General features: G+C 34.2%; 15 protein-coding genes, 2 tRNA genes and 2 rRNA genes (1 of these 19 running past the window's edge). 14 read left to right on the top strand and 5 right to left on the bottom strand.

The window, feature by feature from the left end:
* The first annotated feature begins 129 nt into the window (after positions 1–129).
* From ACKC83_RS09140 to ACKC83_RS09150, 3 genes are all read left to right on the top strand, one after another.
* Entirely contained in the window at positions 130–1,677 is a 1,548-nt protein-coding gene (locus tag ACKC83_RS09140) for a phosphatase (RefSeq protein WP_038527623.1), read from the top strand.
* A 15-nt stretch (positions 1,678–1,692) separates the two neighbouring features.
* The gene (locus tag ACKC83_RS09145) at positions 1,693–3,510 is read left to right on the top strand and encodes a cytochrome-c peroxidase (protein WP_434035276.1); all 1,818 of its coding nucleotides are present in this window, start codon (positions 1,693–1,695) and stop codon (positions 3,508–3,510) included.
* A gap of 105 nt (positions 3,511–3,615) precedes the next feature.
* Positions 3,616–4,773: an MFS transporter gene (locus tag ACKC83_RS09150; RefSeq protein ID WP_434035277.1), complete on the top strand. Its 1,158-nt coding sequence runs from the start codon at positions 3,616–3,618 to the stop codon at positions 4,771–4,773.
* 119 nt (positions 4,774–4,892) lie between these two features.
* On the opposite strand, the gene ACKC83_RS09155 is transcribed toward ACKC83_RS09150, so the two are convergent.
* Positions 4,893–5,546 (bottom strand): hypothetical protein, encoded by a 654-nt coding sequence (locus ACKC83_RS09155; RefSeq protein WP_434035278.1) that lies wholly within the window; start codon positions 5,544–5,546, stop codon positions 4,893–4,895.
* A gap of 75 nt (positions 5,547–5,621) precedes the next feature.
* Entirely contained in the window at positions 5,622–6,350 is a 729-nt protein-coding gene (locus tag ACKC83_RS09160; RefSeq protein ID WP_434035279.1) for a hypothetical protein, read from the bottom strand.
* Positions 6,351–6,482: 132 nt separating this feature from the next.
* On the opposite strand from ACKC83_RS09160, the gene ACKC83_RS09165 reads away from it, so the two are divergent.
* The 7 genes from ACKC83_RS09165 to ACKC83_RS09195 all read left to right on the top strand — a co-directional run bounded on the left by ACKC83_RS09165 (position 6,483) and on the right by ACKC83_RS09195 (position 14,169).
* On the top strand, positions 6,483–7,094 hold the full coding sequence (locus tag ACKC83_RS09165) for a DEAD/DEAH box helicase (RefSeq protein ID WP_414036004.1): 612 nt from the start codon (positions 6,483–6,485) through the stop codon (positions 7,092–7,094).
* Between the two features lie 110 nt (positions 7,095–7,204).
* Positions 7,205–8,497 (top strand): DUF445 domain-containing protein, encoded by a 1,293-nt coding sequence (locus ACKC83_RS09170; protein WP_434035280.1) that lies wholly within the window; start codon positions 7,205–7,207, stop codon positions 8,495–8,497.
* Between the two features lie 616 nt (positions 8,498–9,113).
* Complete coding sequence (locus ACKC83_RS09175) at positions 9,114–10,727, top strand: YecA family protein (RefSeq protein WP_434035281.1); 1,614 nt, start codon at positions 9,114–9,116, stop codon at positions 10,725–10,727.
* A 212-nt stretch (positions 10,728–10,939) separates the two neighbouring features.
* Positions 10,940–12,016: a DUF262 domain-containing protein gene (locus ACKC83_RS09180; protein ID WP_434035282.1), complete on the top strand. Its 1,077-nt coding sequence runs from the start codon at positions 10,940–10,942 to the stop codon at positions 12,014–12,016.
* Positions 12,016–12,480: an MAE_28990/MAE_18760 family HEPN-like nuclease gene (locus ACKC83_RS09185; protein WP_434035283.1), complete on the top strand. Its 465-nt coding sequence runs from the start codon at positions 12,016–12,018 to the stop codon at positions 12,478–12,480. Before ACKC83_RS09180 ends, ACKC83_RS09185 begins: the two co-directional genes overlap by 1 nt.
* A 231-nt stretch (positions 12,481–12,711) precedes the next feature.
* Positions 12,712–13,293 carry a tRNA-(ms[2]io[6]A)-hydroxylase gene (locus tag ACKC83_RS09190; RefSeq protein WP_382384194.1) on the top strand — a complete coding sequence of 194 codons (582 nt, stop codon included), beginning with the start codon at positions 12,712–12,714 and terminating at the stop codon, positions 13,291–13,293.
* A 405-nt stretch (positions 13,294–13,698) separates the two neighbouring features.
* Positions 13,699–14,169 (top strand): OsmC family protein, encoded by a 471-nt coding sequence (locus ACKC83_RS09195; RefSeq protein WP_434035284.1) that lies wholly within the window; start codon positions 13,699–13,701, stop codon positions 14,167–14,169.
* A gap of 108 nt (positions 14,170–14,277) precedes the next feature.
* On the opposite strand, the gene ACKC83_RS09200 is transcribed toward ACKC83_RS09195, so the two are convergent.
* The 3 genes from ACKC83_RS09200 to ACKC83_RS09210 form a co-directional block, all read right to left on the bottom strand.
* Positions 14,278–14,727: a response regulator gene (locus ACKC83_RS09200; RefSeq protein WP_434035285.1), complete on the bottom strand. Its 450-nt coding sequence runs from the start codon at positions 14,725–14,727 to the stop codon at positions 14,278–14,280.
* A gap of 35 nt (positions 14,728–14,762) precedes the next feature.
* Positions 14,763–14,927 (bottom strand): lmo0937 family membrane protein, encoded by a 165-nt coding sequence (locus ACKC83_RS09205; protein ID WP_414035995.1) that lies wholly within the window; start codon positions 14,925–14,927, stop codon positions 14,763–14,765.
* A 582-nt stretch (positions 14,928–15,509) separates the two neighbouring features.
* Positions 15,510–16,478 (bottom strand): YpdA family putative bacillithiol disulfide reductase, encoded by a 969-nt coding sequence (locus ACKC83_RS09210; RefSeq protein ID WP_434035286.1) that lies wholly within the window; start codon positions 16,476–16,478, stop codon positions 15,510–15,512.
* Between the two features lie 828 nt (positions 16,479–17,306).
* On the opposite strand from ACKC83_RS09210, the gene ACKC83_RS09215 reads away from it, so the two are divergent.
* The 4 genes from ACKC83_RS09215 to ACKC83_RS09230 form a co-directional block, all read left to right on the top strand.
* A 16S ribosomal RNA gene (locus ACKC83_RS09215) occupies positions 17,307–18,826 on the top strand.
* Between the two features lie 94 nt (positions 18,827–18,920).
* Positions 18,921–18,994: transfer RNA gene (locus tag ACKC83_RS09220), tRNA-Ile, on the top strand.
* Positions 18,995–19,084: 90 nt separating this feature from the next.
* Positions 19,085–19,158: transfer RNA gene (locus tag ACKC83_RS09225), tRNA-Ala, on the top strand.
* A 219-nt stretch (positions 19,159–19,377) separates the two neighbouring features.
* Positions 19,378–19,487 (top strand): 23S ribosomal RNA (locus ACKC83_RS09230) (it continues 2,722 nt past the right edge of the window).
* Together the 16S and 23S rRNA genes with 2 tRNA genes alongside form the textbook arrangement of a ribosomal RNA operon.

A 19,487-nucleotide genomic window follows, 5' to 3' on the forward strand; every position in this document is an offset into this window, starting at 1 on the left:
AATGTTGTGTTAATGCAGGTAACATTTAGATAGCGATATATTAACCAAACTACCTTACTTACGTAACAAGATTCCACGGTGCTAATAATAGATTTGTTCACAACTAAAAATCAACTTAAACTTTAAATTATGAACAAAATTATTAGAATTTTTCTTTTATCATTTGTACTAACAGCAACCAGCACATTAGTAGTAAGCTGTGATGTTGAAGATGGAAAAGATGGTGTTAATGGCGTAGATGGAGCAGACGGTGTAGACGGAGAAGATGGTGAAGACGGAGAAGATTTAACGCTTGAAGACTTAATACCTTTAACCGAGTCTAAAACACCAAACTTATTAAAAGTAGAAAGTGCATTCTCATCAATTAACATTACAACTATTTTATCTTCTGAAGATAGATTAGAAAGTACACCAGATTTCGTATACGGTTCTCTTGCAGATGGTGCTGGATTATTAGCAGAAAATGATGGTAGCTTTACTTTAATAAACAATATTGAAGGCGATTATTCTATTGCACGCATAAAATTAAACTCAGATTTACAACCTATACATGGTGATTATATTGTGAATGCATTCGCAACAGCATTTACTGCACAATGTTCAGGAACTTTAATTACTCAAGAAGAACATGGTTTCGGACCATTATATCTTTCAGGAGGAGAATGGGGAGGTTCATCTAAAGGTGTATTTGCTACAAATCCTTACAAATCTGCCGATGATGCAGATACTGCAATTATGTTACCTAAGTTAGGACAATGGTCTACAGAAAATGCAGTGCCAATAGGTAAAGATGCGTATCCAAGTAAAACTGTTGTTTTTATTGGCGATGACCATTCAGACAATTCAGTGCCTTCTGGTCAATTAGGAATGTATGTAGGAAGCCGTGGGAATTTCGATAATGGTAAATTATACGGATTAAAAGTAACAAGTGCAGGTATCGATTTTGAAGCGCAAATGGCTGAAGGAACAGAATACGAAGCAGAATTTGTTGAATTAGAAGAAACTCAAATCGATTTATTAGATGCTGAAGCTAAAGCTAAAGGTGTTATGGGATTCTCTAGATTAGAAGATATCGACTGGAGAAGAGGTTCTGCTGCTAACCAAAGAGAAATTTACTTTTGTGTAACAGGACGTTACAGTGCAGATTTAGTAGGAAAAGGAAGTTTACTAGGTCGTGTGTATAAAGTAGTCTTAAATGAAGAAGACCCAACTGGTCCTGCTAAAATCACTTGTGTTTTAGATGGAGATATTGTAGGTGGTAAAGCTGATGGTTTCCACTCGCCAGATAACATTTTAGTTACAGAAAACTATGCGTACATTCAAGAAGACCCGAATGGTTATGCATCTTTAAATTCAGCAATTTCTGGTTTTGCAAAATTATATCAGTATAACCTGTCAACAGGAGAAATTAAAACTGTTTTAGAATGCGACCAAGACTATGCAGAATCTATAGGTTACGGTACAGCATCTTCAATGTGGGAAATTACAGGAATGATTGATGTTACAGATGTTGTAAATAATGGTGAAAACACTTTTATGGTAATGACTCAAAACCATGGTTGGAATGCTCCAGATGGAACATTTTTTACAGACCCAAAAGCAAATTCAGTATTAGAAGGTGCGACTGCAACTAACGAAGGTTCTGTTTTATTCAAAATAACTGGATTAGAAAGATAAGATAAAAATAAATTCATGAATAACATATTATTTATGAAAGCTAAGACATATACTATAGGTATATGTCTTTTGCTTTTCATGCAAATGGGGTGTAAAAAACAGCCTGACACTGTAAATCAGCAGTTAACGACTAACGAGCACATTTTAAATTTTTTCAAATCTGAAATCGAACAAAGTGTTCTTGCTTTAGATTCTATTTCAACTTTAAATTCTACATCAGATAAAATTGAAGCTTACAAAAGTGCAAGACATCACTTTAAAGCTTTAGAACCTATTTTGGCATTTGTAGACCAAAACAATTATAAGTCATTAAATGCACCAAATATCCTGCAAGTGCTAGAGGAAGATGCTACAGATATTAAAATTAGAACACCTTTCGGATTTCAAGTTATTGAAGAGTTCCTTCATGAAGAACCTTTAGATACTTTGGCATTACACCAGGTGGTTAAAATGACTAGTAGTCGACTAAAATTAATCCAAGGAAATACGGCAATCGCACTAAAGGATTATCACATTATTTGGTTATTGAGAAACCAAGTGGTTCGGATTGCAACCACAGGAATTACAGGTTTTGATTCGCCTGTACTTGCTCAGTCTTTAAAAGAAAGTCAGTATACCTACAAGACGTTGTTGTATGTAGTAGACGTGTTTAAAGATGAATTTTCTTCGGAAGCTATTTATAACGACTTAAAGTCGTCTTTCGAAAACGCAATAGTTACTTTAAATCACGATTTTGAAAGCTTTGACCGTTTCAGCTTTATTAAAAATCATACCGATAATCAACTAAAATTATTAGTACAAACTCAAGATGATTGGCAGGTTACATTTCCTTTTGAAATGGCTTTAACTAACAACGCGACATCTCTTTTTGGAGAGAACACATTAAATGTTTCATATTTTACAGATTATAAAAGTGATACTTTAAAGCTTAAAGAAAAGGCAGAATTTGGGAAGCAATTGTTTAACGATAAACTATTGTCTAAAAACAAAACAATGGCGTGTGCAAGTTGTCATGTTTCAGATTTAGCGTTTACAGATGGAAGAAAAACTTTCGATGACAGGCAAATACGAAACTCACCAACCTTAACATATGCCGCGTATCAGCAATCTTTTTTTATGGATGGGCGAGCAGGTAGTTTAGAAGGGCAGGTTGTGGGCGTTGCCGAAAATCATGATGAATTTAATTTACCTATGGATTCTTTAGTGAATCGCGTAATGCATAATTCAGAGTATAAAACCTCAATAACAACTTTGTATAATAACGACAGAGTAGAATATAATATTAGACATGCCATAGCATCTTACGTCCGTACATTAAATAGTTTCGATTCTAAATTCGATAAAAATATTAATGGATTAGAGCATTCTCTAACGCAAGAAGAAAAAGACGGATTCAATTTATTTATGGGTAAAGCGGTTTGTGCAACCTGCCATTTTCCACCTTTATTTAACGGAACCGTGCCTCCAAATTACACCGATACTGAATTAGAATTACTAGGCGTTCCAGAAAATAACGATACCATTAATGCTATTGTAAGTAAAGATTTGGGGCGTTATAATTTTTATAAAACTAAGGAACGGGAACACTTTTTTAAAACACCAACTGTGCGTAACATCGAAAAAACGGCGCCTTATATGCATAATGGCGTGTATAATACATTAGAAGAAGTGGTCGATTTTTATAATCGTGGAGGCGGAAAAGGTATTGGTATCCAAGAAGAGTATCAAACCTTACCTTTTGATTCTTTAGATTTATCTGAATCGGAACAGGCGAGTTTAGTTGCTTTTATGAAAACACTAACCGATGCCGATTTTAATACTAGGAATGAATAGTACACGATTTGTAATTCATATTAAGCGTATTTAAGTTATAATTCTGTAGGTATAGAGATATTCAAATGGTCAATTTTTGCTTAATTTGGTCTCATATTATATACCATGAATAAACTTAGTAATTCAGTTTTATATTTAATGAGCTTTTCGGCTGGTTTAGTAGTTGCAAATTTGTACTACAACCAGCCGTTGCTACATCAAATAGCCGTAGATTTTGGTGTGACAGAATCTCAAGTCAGTCACGTGGCATTAAGCACACAACTAGGATACGCCTTTGGTCTATTCTTTATTGTGCCGTTGGGTGATAAATTATCAAATCATAAAATACTACAATACGATTTTATACTTATGGTTATTTCATTATTAGTGGCCGCTACCGCAGGTTCCCTTTGGGTGCTTATTGTAAGTAGTTTTTTTATAGGATTCACGTCTTCGTTGCCCCAGCTTTTTGTACCTATGGCCGCACAGTTAAGCGACGATAAAGGCCGTGGCCGAGCTATTGGTATTGTAATGAGTGGTTTATTAATCGGAATCTTAGGAAGTCGCGTTATTAGTGGTTTTATAGGAGAACAATTTGGTTGGCGAACCATGTATTTTGGGGCGACCGCCTTAATGGTTTTGCTCTTTGTTTTACTTCGGTTTAAGTTACCAAGACTAAATCCTGATTTTAAAGGAACTTATAAAGATTTGTTTCAGTCTATTGTATTCTATTTTAAAACCGAACCAGAATTACGCTTGGCATCGCTTCGAGGCGCGTTGTCTTTTGCGGGTTTAAGTGTGTTCTGGACAACTTTAGTTTTCTTAATGGAAGATGAATTTGGGTACGGAAGTACCATTACAGGATTATTCGGATTGTTAGGAATGGTAGGCGCATTGGGTGCAACCGTGGTAGGAAAACTGAATGATAAATTACCTAAGAATCGTATTATTCTATTTTCAACATTACTTTTAATCGTGTCTTGGGGTGTTTTTCTTGTGTCCGGACATTCAATTTTTGGCTTAATTGTGGGTGTAATTTTAGTCGATTTAGGTATGCAAGCGCTTCATATTACCAATCAGAATATAATATTTTCTAGAAATCCAGAAGGACGAAACCGTGTTAATACTATTTATATGGTGTCCTTTTTTATTGGTGGTGCTATCGGGACAACCTTAGGTGCCTTGGCTTGGGAACATTACAAATGGGTAGGTGTTTCTGTTTTAGGATTGGTACTTTCTATTTTGATTTTAGTGGTTCATCTGCTTTACAAAAAACGAGTTTAAAACTAAAGACGTATGCTCTTAAAGAGATATACAGATTAGCATATAAAAAAAATCCCGAACAAAACTGTTCGGGATTTTTTTTATGATGTATAAAGTAAGTTGACTTGTTGTACTCAGGTTTAGTTCATTTTAAATACTAAACCACCACCTAAACTAAACTGGTAAAATGTAGAATATGTGCTTAATCCTGCAGAAGGGCCGTAACCACTAAAATAAAAACCACCACCTACAGTTTGTACCGCAGACACCAATTGGGCTTGCATTTTTAATCCTACTCTAGGACTCATCCAGTAGATACCTCCAAACTTAGCTCCCCAAGCAAATTTTGTTGCAGTTTCGGTGTTTCCGTTATCTGGGTTTTCTAAATTAGCAATCACCATACCAGCCATTAATCCTCCAAATCCTTGTAAAGGCGAATTAGATGCTCCAAAATATCGGTTTCCGCCAATCATAACATAGTTAATAGCAAGATCGAAATTGGTGAATCGTTCAGTTGCAAAGAAGCCTTCGTCTAAATAATGAGTAGGTGCATTAGTGTCTTGACGTAAATACAATAATTCAACGCCCATATATGGGCTCGTCTTTAACTCTAGACCAGCTCCCCACTGAAAACCGTCTTCTATCTTTCCTTCATAATAGCTTCCGTAATCGTAATACGAATCGAATCGGTCTTGAAACGTATAAGAACCGTATAGGTTCACATTAAATTCTTGTGCAAACCCGATACTTGTAACGAGAGCAAAAAGTATGAAACTGATGTAATTTTTTTTCATGAGAAAGGGTATTGATTATTTGATTTTTTTTTGCAAATATAGTGTATCTCGTGTATTAGAATTTTACTATAAAGCTTAATTTTTAGTTCGGGTACGTTTTTTCAATTTCTCAATTTTGTCTTTATAATACAGTATAAGTTCGTCTACAAAATGTAATGGGTTTTTATAGGTAGAGATAATATCAAAAAGATCCGTTTCTTTTAAGGTTTTAAGTTCTTTTTGCAATTGTTTAAGGGTGAATTCTAAAGCTTCAGTTTTTGAAATTGTAGGTGTTTCTGAGGATTTAGTATTTAAATTAATATCTAAGCTATCAGAAAAAATCTGTGCATGGAATGCCTGTAACGCATTTAAATCTTCATGTTTATAAATATGAATCAGTCGTGTTGTAATCTCTGTGGCCGATTCTTGGCTGTTGGGAGATAAACTAAATTTATCCGGATGTACCTGTAACATGGCTTCTCGATATAAACGCTTTTTTAGCCGAAGTGTTTCGGTATCCGATTCGGTAATGTCTGTATTTTGTTTAGAAGACGCTTTTAAACCTGTTGGTGGGACATAATTTTTACCACGTTGTTTTTGTGCTAAACGTTTGTCTTTTTTCGCCCGTTTTTGTTGCTTGTAAAGGGTATTTAATTCTTGTGCTTCAACAATATAATCGGTAAGATGTTGCCTTAAGACAGCTTCGAAAGCCTCAATTTGATTAGTTATGGTCTCAAGTTCTTGTTTTACAGCTTCAATAGAAATTTGAAGTTGTAAATTTGCATCGTCGTCTTGTATAATTTTTGGGAATGTATCGTCACTCATACTACAAAAATAGAAGGATACTTCAGAATAAAAAAGTGATAGTCGCTTTGTTTGCTATTGAAAACTGCCTTCAAATTAGGCTAGAGTATGTATAAGCCCGTTCTTTGCAACTTCAAAATAATCTTTAATTTTATGTCTTTTAAAAAAATACTTCCTGTTCTTAAAGAAACTCTAGATCGTTTAGAATTTGAAACCACCACGCCTTTACAGAAAAAGGTGCTTTCTACAATAAAAAGTGGGGCCAATGTATTTGGGATCGGACCGGAAGGTAGTGGGAAATCTACTGCCATTGTGTTAAGTGTTATTCAGAAACTAAAAGGGGAAGCGTTAGGAGATGCGCCAAGAGCCATAGTTTTAGTAAAAGATAAAGCAGAAGCCTTGGCCTTAAAGGAAAAATTTGAAGTATTTTCTAAACCTACAGATTTACGTATTTACTGTATATACGACGAGTATAAAATTGATGCGCAACGCGAAGAAATTTATATAGGTACAGATATTTTAATTGCAACGGTAAAACGTTTAAATAAATTATACTTTCTTAATAGTATCCATTTAACCGATGTCCAATTAATTTGTATTGAAGATGCTCAATTCTTAATCCGCCAAAATACATATAACGAAATATTGCGTTTGGGAGAAAGTGTCGAGAAATGTCAGTTTGCTGTTTTTGCAGACGAGTATGATTCTCGATTAAAACGTTTTGAAAATTCGTTTATGTTTGATGCTTTAAAATTTGAAGTCTAGTTTAAAAACAATTAGCGTTTTCTGCATGTGTTTTTCAGACTGTTTTTATTTGCATAGAGTTACCAATTCTCAGTTTTTATTATAACCTTGTCTAGTAAATAGAAGTTATCATGAAAAAAAACAGATTAGGAAATCGGTCCTTGGCCATCGCCGTTATTTGCATGGTGGGATGTTTGGTTTTAAAATACTTTAATATCTATCAGGGCGATTGGTTAGAAATTCTACTCGCGGGTTTCGAAGCCGCTGTTGTAGGTGGTGTAGCCGATTGGTTTGCCGTGCGTGCCTTATTCCAAGAGATTCCTATTCCTATAGTTAGAAAGCACACCAATATTATTGTAAAAAGTCGAGAGAAATTATCGGCTGGTATTGTGGATTTGGTAAATAACGAATGGCTGTCTAAAGACATGATTCGTGATAAAATTGCTGGAGTTTCTCTAGCAAAGCCAATAGTAAATTATTTATTAGAAGGCGATAATCAGGAAACCATTCGAAAAACACTAAAACCTGAACTAGAAGCTTTAGTTTTAAAATTAGATCACGACGATGTTGTACATACCCTAGAAGGCATTATTAGACCCGCACTAAAAGGTAATAATTTAGCCGAAATTTTGGGGAATTTACTAAAGCAGACCATAAACCAAAAAGATCATTATGGTATTTTAATGGTTTTTCTTGACGTATTGAGAGATAAAGTGAGTTCGGAGTCTACCTACCAATTTTTGGTTACCGAAGTTCAAGTCTTAGTAAATAAACAAAAAGAAGGTTCTCAGGTAAAAGGATGGTTAGTTGGAGCAGGACAGTTTTTTGGCGCCATAAAACCACAACGCATTGCCGAAGGTATACAAGATCAATTAATACAGCTTATAGAAGATATACAAGCAAATCCAGAAGATCATAAAATTATTATGGCTTTAGACGCGCAGTTGTACGATTATGGTGAGCGGTTAACTTCGGGAGATGAGAGTGCGCAAGCCGATGTGAATCAGTTTGGAGAACAATTTTTAGAACGATTACTGGATTCCGGAATTGTAAAACAAGGATTAACACGCTTAAAAGTGATGGTTAAAGCACATCTGTTTGAAGATGAAAACGAGTACACCGAGTTAATCCGTGATAAAGTAAACACCATGTTGCTATCTTTTCAGAACGATGATTCAAAAATTAAACAAACCGACTTGTGGTTAAAATCAACTTTACTTCAGCTTATCGATACACATCATCATAAAATAGGGGAGTTGGTTGGCGAAAGCTTACAGAAATTATCGAATGTAGAATTGGTAAAACAAATAGAAAGTAAAGTCGGAGAAGATCTTCAGTATATTCGTTTAAACGGAGCCATTGTTGGTGGTATTGTTGGAATGCTGATTATGATTATCAAAATTTATGTATTGCGGATTCATTAAGTCTATGGGTTAGGTATTACATAGCAAATGTTGTCATTTACTTGAATACACGTTCATTGGAATGATTTTGCAAGTTTTTTTTGTAAGTAATAGATTACTTGTGTGTAGGAGTAAAATAATCGTTTTAGTGGTAAAACGCTCTTTTTTTTGGTGTTAATCGGGTTTCGTTCCGGTTTTCTTCGGGAATGGGTCTGTTTTTTAAAAACACACTAAAATAAGGGGCGAAGAGGTACTGGAGAAGACTCGAACAAGACTCGAACAAAACCCCTAGCAAAACAACGCTCGAATTTGGGGTGGTTCTACTCCATTTTCAACCATTTTTTGAGCCACTTCAAGGGTTAAATACCATAAAAAACGCCCCAATAGGTCTTTATGAGGGTGTTAATACATTTTGTAGGAAAAATTTAAAGCTAAGTTTCAAAATGTAATCACTAGGTGTTTTTAGTATGTATAAGGATAATCTTTTTTTTTATGCAAGAAATCATATTAAAGATGTCTTAAAAATCTTATTTTAGAGGTTTATAAACACCATACAAACATGGGGTTAACCGGAGGCTGAAACCTGATATTGGTGGCTTTTGTTTGTATATGAGGAGTTACCATACATTAGAAAAAAGTGAGAAACGAAAAAGATATTATTGCAGAATTAAATGAATATTCATCTCTTATCGATTTTCTAAATGTATTAATTTACTTAGTTGAAAAAAACTTAAATTGTTCTGTAGATGAGTTATCTAATCAAAATTTCAGAGATTTACTTAACGAAAATGAATTAGCTTTTTTATTTGGCTTATGGATAAAAAATAGACATAAAAAAAAGCCCAATAAAGATAACGCAAGGACTATAGCTGATAAAGTTCATAATCTTATGGATGAGTATCATTTAACTTTTCTAAAATATTTTCCCAAACCTGAAAAATTTGAAAATTACCATATTGAATTCAGAACAAATCCAGAGTCTGTAAAAGAAACTATATTTTATGCTCCCTCTGGGGCATACGATTATCAATTTTTAAACTTCTTAGAAACAAAATATTCAAAAGATAAATTATGGTTAATTGAAAATAAAAATTTTAACCCAAAAGATGCTAAAAACCTATACGTCAATTTAAAGTCAATCCTTAATTATAAATTGAATACTAAAGAATTTGGAGAAAATCGTATTGAATTATATAGTTTAAAATTCAACAATTTTATTTTCAAAAAAAATCCAAATTTTATAAAGATATTAGATTCTTTTTCTACTTATGATACTGAAATATTAAATCAAGATTTTAATGACTTCGGTGATTTAAATCATTTTAGAATAAAACCTGTTATTAAAACTAAAGACAGTTATATTATTCCTTTACCTTATTTACTCAGTGAAGCTATATATGATAGCCCTTTTTATTGGATGATTGATACTAAAGAATATCGAAGTAAAGCTCAAAAAAACAGAGGTGATATTGCTGAACATATTGTTAATGAAATACTTTCCAGAAAAATAGAATCTAAATTTATTTTTTCTGAAGTTGAAGTTAAAAAGGTAAGAACTAAAACACTAACTGACCTAGATATTTGTATTGTTAAAGACAACAAAATGCTTATTTTTCAAGTAAAATCTAAAAGGTTAAGTCAGTTATCTAAAAACGGAAATATAGACTCTTTTCAAAAAGACTTTAAATTAGCTGTTCAAGATGCTCACAAACAAGCAACTTTACCCTATGATTTGATTTTGAACAACGAATGTTATTTTCAATTAAAAGAAAATAGTGAGAAAATTGAATTCGGGAAAATTGATGAAATATATTCTGCTTGTGTTGTGTTAGATAGTTACCCATCTATTACATCTCACACAAGGTTGTTTTTTCACGATGAAAAAGACATAACCCCTATTACGATGAGTATTTTTGATTTAGAAATAATAGTAAAGTATTTAGGTGATTTTGAGAGACTTTTTGACTACTTTAAAAAGAGGACGATTAATTCTAAATATTTCATTGCAAATAGCGAACTAGACTATCTTAATGCTTATTTAAAAAATATGCTTGATAGAAAAGCTAATTCCGATATTATGTCTTTTGACCCAAGTTTTGCTCAGTTTTTTGATTCGAATTATTACTACCCTTTAATGCGTGAATATGAAACCAAATTTCCAGAACAAATAAAAGATATTGGGAGAAATGATTTTTGTTTCTGTGGAAGCGGAATAAAATTTAAAAAATGCTGTCATAATAACGTATGGTAACAACGTATAAAAAACATAGGGGTTTTATTTTTAACCAAAAGATTTGTGTTCAGTTACAAAGTCCGCTAAATATAAAATTTGGCGTTTATAGTAAAAAAGATAAAAGTAAAATATTTATATTTAGCTAAGTAATAAACCGAAACGAAAGTGCTTTTTAACCGCCTTACGTTTCTTATACTAAACGTTGGGCATAATTAAAAAACAGTACTAAGATGAATGATATAAACATTGAACAACCATTATTATTTGATTTTGACGATGAATCAGAAAATGAATCAATTGATTTTAGATATGTTATAACTAGTTATGGTGCAGACTATCCAGTAGATAGTTTAATGAAAAGAATTCAAGATAAAGTTATTTTCATCCCTCCATTTCAAAGACAATTTGTATGGAGTATTAATGAAGCTTCAAAGTTTATTGAATCTTTGATATTAGGTTTGCCTGTTCCCGGTATTTTCCTCTCAAAAGAAAAAGATACAAATAGACTGCTTGTTGTTGATGGTCAACAAAGATTAATGAGTCTTTATTATTTTTACAAAGGTTACTTCCAAAGTACTCCTTTTAAATTACAAAATGTTCAAGAAGATTTATTAGGTCGCTCTTATGCGACTCTTAAAACGTCTGACAGATTGAGGCTTGACGATTCTATTATTCACGCAACTGTAGTTAGACAAGATGAGCCCGATGACAGTGAAAGTAGTGTTTATCAAATATTTGAACGATTGAATTCGGGAGGTCGAGCTTTAAAACCGCAAGAAATTAGAGCTTGTATTTATTATGGGGAGTTTAATGAACTTCTAAGTGAACTTGTCAAATTTCAAAGTTGGAGAGCGATTTTTGGAAAAAAATCTGATATAAGATTAAAAGAACAAGAATTAATATTAAGATTTTTTTCATTGTTATATAATCGAGAAAATTATGAAAAACCTTTAAAAGGATTTTTAAATGCATTTATGTCTGAACATCAACATTTAGAAAAGATACCAAAAAATGAGTTTGAAAGCACATTTAAAAACACATTCAATTTTATTACTCAAACAGTAGGAAATAAACCATTCAGAATAAAAAGAAACTTAAATCTAGGTGCTTTTGATTCAATTTCTATTGGAGTAGCTAAAAGATTAAAATCTGGAGAAATAAAAAACAAATCTGAATTTGTTGAAAAATATCGATTACTAACAGAAAACGAAGAATTTATATCAGTTGTTCAAGGAGGAACATCAGATGATAAAAATGTAAATACTAGAATAAATATGGCAATTGAGACTTTCAAAAATATAGATTAATGGGTTTATATAAGCTTAATATATTTGAAAAACAATTAGATAATCTATTTGCTCAGGTTTCTACAATCGATGAAGGAGAGGAAACAAAAGCCCATTTATCTAGATATTTATGTGTTAGAACATCTGGTTATCTAGAAAATGTAACAAGGATTTTGATTTCAAATTTTTGTGACGGAACTTCTCCGCAACCAATTTCAAATTACATAGTTAAACGTACTAAATATATAACAAATTTAGACTTTAAACGGATTAAAAGCTTATTATCAGAATTTAATACTGATTGGAGTGTTGAATTTGAAAATTCAATTACAGACCAACAAAAAAGTTCTATAAATTCAGTTGTATCAAATAGAAATAGCATTGCTCACGGAAATAATGATAGTATAACTTTCCGAGATATGTCTCAATATTATAATGATACAAAAGAAGTTTGTGAACTGTTAAAAAACATTATAAAGAAATAACTATACCCTACAAAGTAATGCAGTAAGAAACCAAATAAAAATCACTTCATGTCGCACTATAACACTTCTATAATTATTATCATAGGTTAATCCTGATTTGGCAAAAGCAACACCTAAAGATTAGGTTGTATTAGTATGCCACGCATCTCCATGCTGCGATTAATAATGCTGTTGTAATTACAATTACACCTATTATAATTAACTTTACAAAAAAAACAGTAATCCATGAGCATGCTTCACCTAAAACTAGAAACCGATCCGCGTTGGGTGACCATCGTAGAAAGTAATATTGAAGAAATACTTACAGATCATGCTTGGTGTGAGCAAAAAGCAGCCACAAATGCCATTACAATTATTACCTATAATAGTGAGCATGAAGACCTTGTTACCGCACTATTAGAATTAGCTAAAGAAGAGCTAGAGCACTTTCAAATGGTACACAATATCATTAAAAAACGAGGCTATACTTTAGGGAGCGAGCGTAAAGATCATTATGTAAACCAACTTTATAAGTTTATGAACAAAGGCGGAAATAGGCAACAAAGTTTTGTAGACCGCTTATTGTTTTCGGCAATGATAGAAGCCCGAAGCTGCGAACGCTTTAAATTATTATCTCAACGCATTAAGGACGAAGAATTATCTAAATTCTACCACGATTTAATGATTAGTGAAGCTGGACATTACACCACATTTATCACATTTGCTAGACAATACGGAAAAGGAATTGATGTGGATAAACGCTGGCAAGAATTAGTGGCTTTTGAAGGCGAATTAATTAAAAGCTACGGAAAAAGTGAAACCATACACGGCTAAACGCATGGCTATATTAGCAGTTATTTAGAGGCGAATTGGTCGATAGTGCTTTGTCTGTTCTAGTAAATTGGAAGAAGAGGAAAGAGAACAGAACATAGTAATAATAGTATGCAACGATCAGGAGCACAATGGAGCTATTGAGAAATTGATTAATAGCGATACATTTCAAATGCCTATGATCGATGATTGAATAAGCTTACAAAAAGGCACTATGATTCATGATTGTAAAATCGATAAATTCATTGAGAAAGAAGTATACATAAATGGTTTTGAGAAAACGTATAAATCGAAATAAACGACCCACATTTAAGTACTGAGGTAAAACACCTATTAAAAAAGCCATTAATTTCTCACTAAAACACTTCTGTGCGTTTCGTCATTGCGCTGTTATAAAACCAAATTACTATGCCTACACCCTTTCAATTTAAAATACAAAACCATTGGGATTTAGAATCTGCTCAAACTGAAAAGCAATCTGGCGGTTCTTTAAAAACGCACCAAGTCTTTTTAGAAAAAGGAAAAAAGATTGAGGTTTCGGCAGCAAAATTGTTTAAAGGTGATGCTACAAAATACAATCCAGAAGAATTATTAATGGCAGCCTTATCGTCTTGTCATTTTATGTCGTATATGTATGTCTGTCAACAAGCAGGTATTACGCTTTTAAAATATGAAGATACGGTTGAAGGCAGTTTAACTTTAAATGCCGATGGAAGTGGTGCATTTACAAAAATGGTTTTACAGCCTAAAGTTTGGATAGACCACTCATCTCAGAAAATACAAGCTGAAGATTTACATAAACAAGCATCAAAATTGTGTTTTATTGCAAACTCATGTGCGTTTCCTATAGAATATAATGTAGAGGTACTTGTTACTTAATTAGATGAGCATGCGCACAACAGCCACTGTCATACTATATACAATATGCGCCCCAACAAGCTGAACGTAAAATTGAAGCTTTGGACATTGTGGCGGATTGTCGTGCAGTTATTCTAAAGTCAGTACAAATTCCCATGGAAAGGTTGGGTCCGCCTTAATAGATTCCAAATAAAGCAAGCTTTTAGATAACAACACTTTTAAGTTTTGGAATGAATTTGGTTTCACTATATATAGATTGGCCCCCTTTTCTTGTAGGGCTTCTATTTTAGTAGTTTCCAAATTGTTCGAATAGATAAAAATGGGAATATCACGTAACTTTTTCTCATCCTTAATATCGTGTAAGCATTCAATACCATTCATTAAAGGCATATTTAAATCCAGATAAATGGCTTGTGGTAATGGCTTGGCAGGATTTAAAAGATTATCCATTAAAGTCACACCGTTATCAAATTCGGTAATACTAATACTTGGTCGTATATCCTTAAAAACATCAACAACTAATTCTCGGTCCTCTGCGTCGTCATCGGCCAAATATATTAACAAGGGTTCTTCAATCATATATATTGCGTTAAAAAGCGAAATGGTTTAAAATCTTATAAACCGCGGCCAGAAATAATGTTATATAAAATAGCGATTATGGCAATGACTAGGAGAATATGAATTAAGCTCCCTGTACCTATACCGGCAACGATTCCAAAAAATCCTAAAATCCATACGATAATACAAATAACTGCAATTAACCAAAGTAAACTTCTCATAATCTCGTGTTTTTAAATTTATGTGATAGTGCGATTTTCGCTCTAACTGTAAGATAAAATTACAATGGTTTACCATCATGCCTTAACTGCAACGCATTATATTATTAACCCAATCCCTTTACTAGATATTAAGAGGGAATACTTGTTTATTCTATTATAAAGGTTTGTGATTTTTGAAAAGCACGATGAGTCTTATTTATGTCGCTACCTGTTGTTGGTTTACATGGTACTCGATATGATGGACGCAGGACGTATTGCTGAAGCATAACATGTAGAACATTACGATATTTCTGCTTTCGGTACAGCATTACGTTATGCTAAAGCATTAGGTTTTTGATGCTATTGCTGAAAAATTCCAAAGCACAGATGAGGTTTACAATGCCGATAATAAATTAGATAAATTGGTAGACAGTAGATTGAACGAAAAAGCGATACGCTAAACTAAGTTTTAGTTAAATCTCTGCCCATAGATTAATGTTGGTATTTTACATGTTATCTATGGGCAGTTTTTGTGAGTGTATTTTTACACTAATCATAATACACTAAATAATGTAAAAAGTGAACGCTATACCTGAACATTGACTAATGTTTCCATTTTATATGATTCACAATTTGCTTCGCATGAATTCTAGAATTTTCGATATACCATTTATGAGTTTCTAGACCGCCACAAATTACACCAGCAAGATACAGCCCTTTAATATTGGTTTCCATGGTTTCTTCATTATAATTCGGAACGTATTTTCCGTCTTCAGAAAACGAAATGCCAGCGTCTTCAAGCAATTTAATGTTGGGCTGATATCCAGTGAGCGCTAAAACATAATCGTTTTTAAGGTTGACTGTGCCGTTAGGTGTATTAATAGTAACCGAATGGTCTTGTATGGTTTCAATTTCAGAATTAAAGTGTGCTGTTATCGCACCTTCAGCAATCCGATTCACAATATCAGGCTTTACCCAATACTTAACTCTTTTGCCTATTTCACTGCCTCTTATCACCATAGTTACGCGTCCGCCTTTACGGTAAATTTCTAAAGCAGCATCTACAGAGGAATTACTCGCGCCTACTACAATAACATCTTGCATGCTATAAGGATGTGCTTCTTTATAATAATGATTTACTTTGGGTAAGTCTTCGCCTGGAACGTTCAACTGTGTAGGTACGTCATAAAACCCAGTTGCTATAATTACTTTTTCCGATTTGTAAGTTGCTTTACTGGTTTCTACAGTAAAACCGTGTTCTTCCTTGTTTATGTTTTTAACTTCTTCGTATAAATTAATATGTAGGTCATTTGTAGTCGCTACACGTCTGTAATATTCTAGAGCCTCATTTCGTTTGGGCTTGGGGTTGTTACTTATAAAAGGAATGTTATCTATCTCTAGTTTTTCCGAAGTAGAGAAAAACGTCATGTTTAAAGGGTAGTTGTATATGGAGTTTGTTAACGCACCCTTTTCTATTATAAGGTAGCTTAAGTTGTTTTCTTTACAGGTTTTGGCACAAGCTATACCAATGGGACCTGCTCCTATTATAATAATGTCTATATCTGTATTCAAAATAATATTTATTTAATGATGATTTTGCAACGTATTAAATTATATGTAAATCCGATGTCCTAAAAATACTATAACTAACGTATTTAACCATGGAGATTTGTTTCTAATCTAATAAGACGTTTACATATTATAATAGAGTAGGGGGTTGAGGTAATAACTTACATATATTATAGTAATTTATGCATAGTATTCTTATATAAAGAATACAGATAAGCCGTCCTGATAGGTGTATTTTGTATTTTAAAGTAAGTAGATGGTTGATATTTTAAAATAAACCCAATTGTAACCCATTAGTAACAATGTGTTTACAAATTATTTCAAAAAAAGGTTATAATAAATTAGTTTGGTAATAATAAAAGGTGGTATATTTGCACCCGCTTAGCGACACAACTACGGTAGTTTAGTTAGGCAACACGTTCATTAACAGAGTCATATTTATCGGATTTAGATTAGTTTCAAAAAAAGATAAAAAAGATTTGTTAGTAACAAAAAAGGGTGTAAGTTTGCACCCGCTAAAAACGGCAACGTTTTTAGAAAACAAAGTTCTTTACAGATTGTTTTAATGGAGTTAGAAACGTTTTAAAAACGAGTCTAAAAAAACTTCAAAAAAACATTGTGAGATTAAAAAAAGGGTTTTATATTTGCACCCGCTTAACGAGGAAACGAGTTAAGAAATAAAAAGAGAAATAAGTTCATTAACATATTGAATTGACAGCGTAGATAATAACTGGAAACGGTTATTATCAACAAAAAAGAATAAACCATTTTGAGTACCAAATTTAATTCCATTAGTTGTTAAAAGTAATAGTCGAAAGACTTAAAAATTTAACGATGAAGAGTTTGATCCTGGCTCAGGATGAACGCTAGCGGCAGGCTTAACACATGCAAGTCGAGGGGTAACAGGGAGCTTGCTCCGCTGACGACCGGCGCACGGGTGCGTAACGCGTATGCAATCTACCTTTTACAGGGGAATAGCCCAGAGAAATTTGGATTAATGCCTCATAGTATATTAGAGTGGCATCACTTTAATATTAAAGATTTATCGGTAAAAGATGAGCATGCGTTCTATTAGTTAGTTGGTAAGGTAACGGCTTACCAAGACTACGATAGATAGGGGCCCTGAGAGGGGGATCCCCCACACTGGTACTGAGACACGGACCAGACTCCTACGGGAGGCAGCAGTGAGGAATATTGGACAATGGGCGAGAGCCTGATCCAGCCATGCCGCGTGCAGGAAGACTGCCCTATGGGTTGTAAACTGCTTTTATACAGGAAGAAACACTGCTACGTGTAGCAGCTTGACGGTACTGTAAGAATAAGGATCGGCTAACTCCGTGCCAGCAGCCGCGGTAATACGGAGGATCCAAGCGTTATCCGGAATCATTGGGTTTAAAGGGTCCGTAGGTGGATGATTAAGTCAGAGGTGAAATCTTGCAGCTCAACTGTAAAATTGCCTTTGATACTGGTTATCTTGAGTTATTATGAAGTAGTTAGAATATGTAGTGTAGCGGTGAAATGCATAGATATTACATAGAATACCAATTGCGAAGGCAGATTACTAATAATATACTGACACTGATGGACGAAAGCGTGGGTAGCGAACAGGATTAGATACCCTGGTAGTCCACGCCGTAAACGATGGTTACTAGCTGTTCGGACTTCGGTCTGAGTGGCTAAGCGAAAGTGATAAGTAACCCACCTGGGGAGTACGTTCGCAAGAATGAAACTCAAAGGAATTGACGGGGGCCCGCACAAGCGGTGGAGCATGTGGTTTAATTCGATGATACGCGAGGAACCTTACCAGGGCTTAAATGTAGATTGACAGGACTAGAGATAGTTTTTTCTTCGGACAATTTACAAGGTGCTGCATGGTTGTCGTCAGCTCGTGCCGTGAGGTGTCAGGTTAAGTCCTATAACGAGCGCAACCCCTGTTGTTAGTTGCCAGCGAGTCAAGTCGGGAACTCTAACAAGACTGCCAGTGCAAACTGTGAGGAAGGTGGGGATGACGTCAAATCATCACGGCCCTTACGTCCTGGGCTACACACGTGCTACAATGGTAGGGACAGAGAGCAGCCACTGGGCGACCAGGAGCGAATCTATAAACCCTATCACAGTTCGGATCGGAGTCTGCAACTCGACTCCGTGAAGCTGGAATCGCTAGTAATCGCATATCAGCCATGATGCGGTGAATACGTTCCCGGGCCTTGTACACACCGCCCGTCAAGCCATGGAAGTTGGAAGTGCCTGAAGTCCGTCACCGCAAGGAGCGGCCTAGGGTAAAGTCGATAACTAGGGCTAAGTCGTAACAAGGTAGCCGTACCGGAAGGTGCGGCTGGAACACCTCCTTTCTAGAGAAAGACGACTATTGGAGTAAGATATTAAAAAGGAAAAGGGATAGTTTATTCTTAGCTGTTAATTTAAAAAACAATTTATTATAGTTAGAGTCTCATAGCTCAGCTGGTTAGAGCGCTACACTGATAATGTAGAGGTCGGCAGTTCGAGTCTGCCTGAGACTACTAAATATAATAAATAAAGGAAATTCTAGAAGCTAGAGTAGTGGTTATAAGTACTAACTGCTAACTACTAATTACTATCTACTAGTAATTGGGGGATTAGCTCAGCTGGCTAGAGCGCCTGCCTTGCACGCAGGAGGTCATCGGTTCGACTCCGATATTCTCCACAACGGCAAAAGTTGTCTGCTGATAATAACTTATCAGTGGCGATTCGCCACACGTTCATTGACATATTGAAAAAGATACATAAAAATACATTAAGATATTTGATTATGTAGTATTGCACATACTATATAAGATATATTTTAAATTAAATAATAATTCGTTGTTAATTAAAGTTTACGAGCTTTTAATTAATAACAAACTCATTAAAAAAGCAAAAAGTACAATAAGCTAAATAAGGGCGTATGGGGAATGCCTAGGCTCTCAGAGGCGATGAAGGACGTGATAAGCTGCGAAAAGTTGCGGGGATTGGCACATACAAATTGATCCGCAA

It is taken from the genome of Formosa bonchosmolovskayae (assembly GCF_051016085.1).
In the GTDB taxonomy this organism is placed as follows: domain Bacteria; phylum Bacteroidota; class Bacteroidia; order Flavobacteriales; family Flavobacteriaceae; genus Formosa.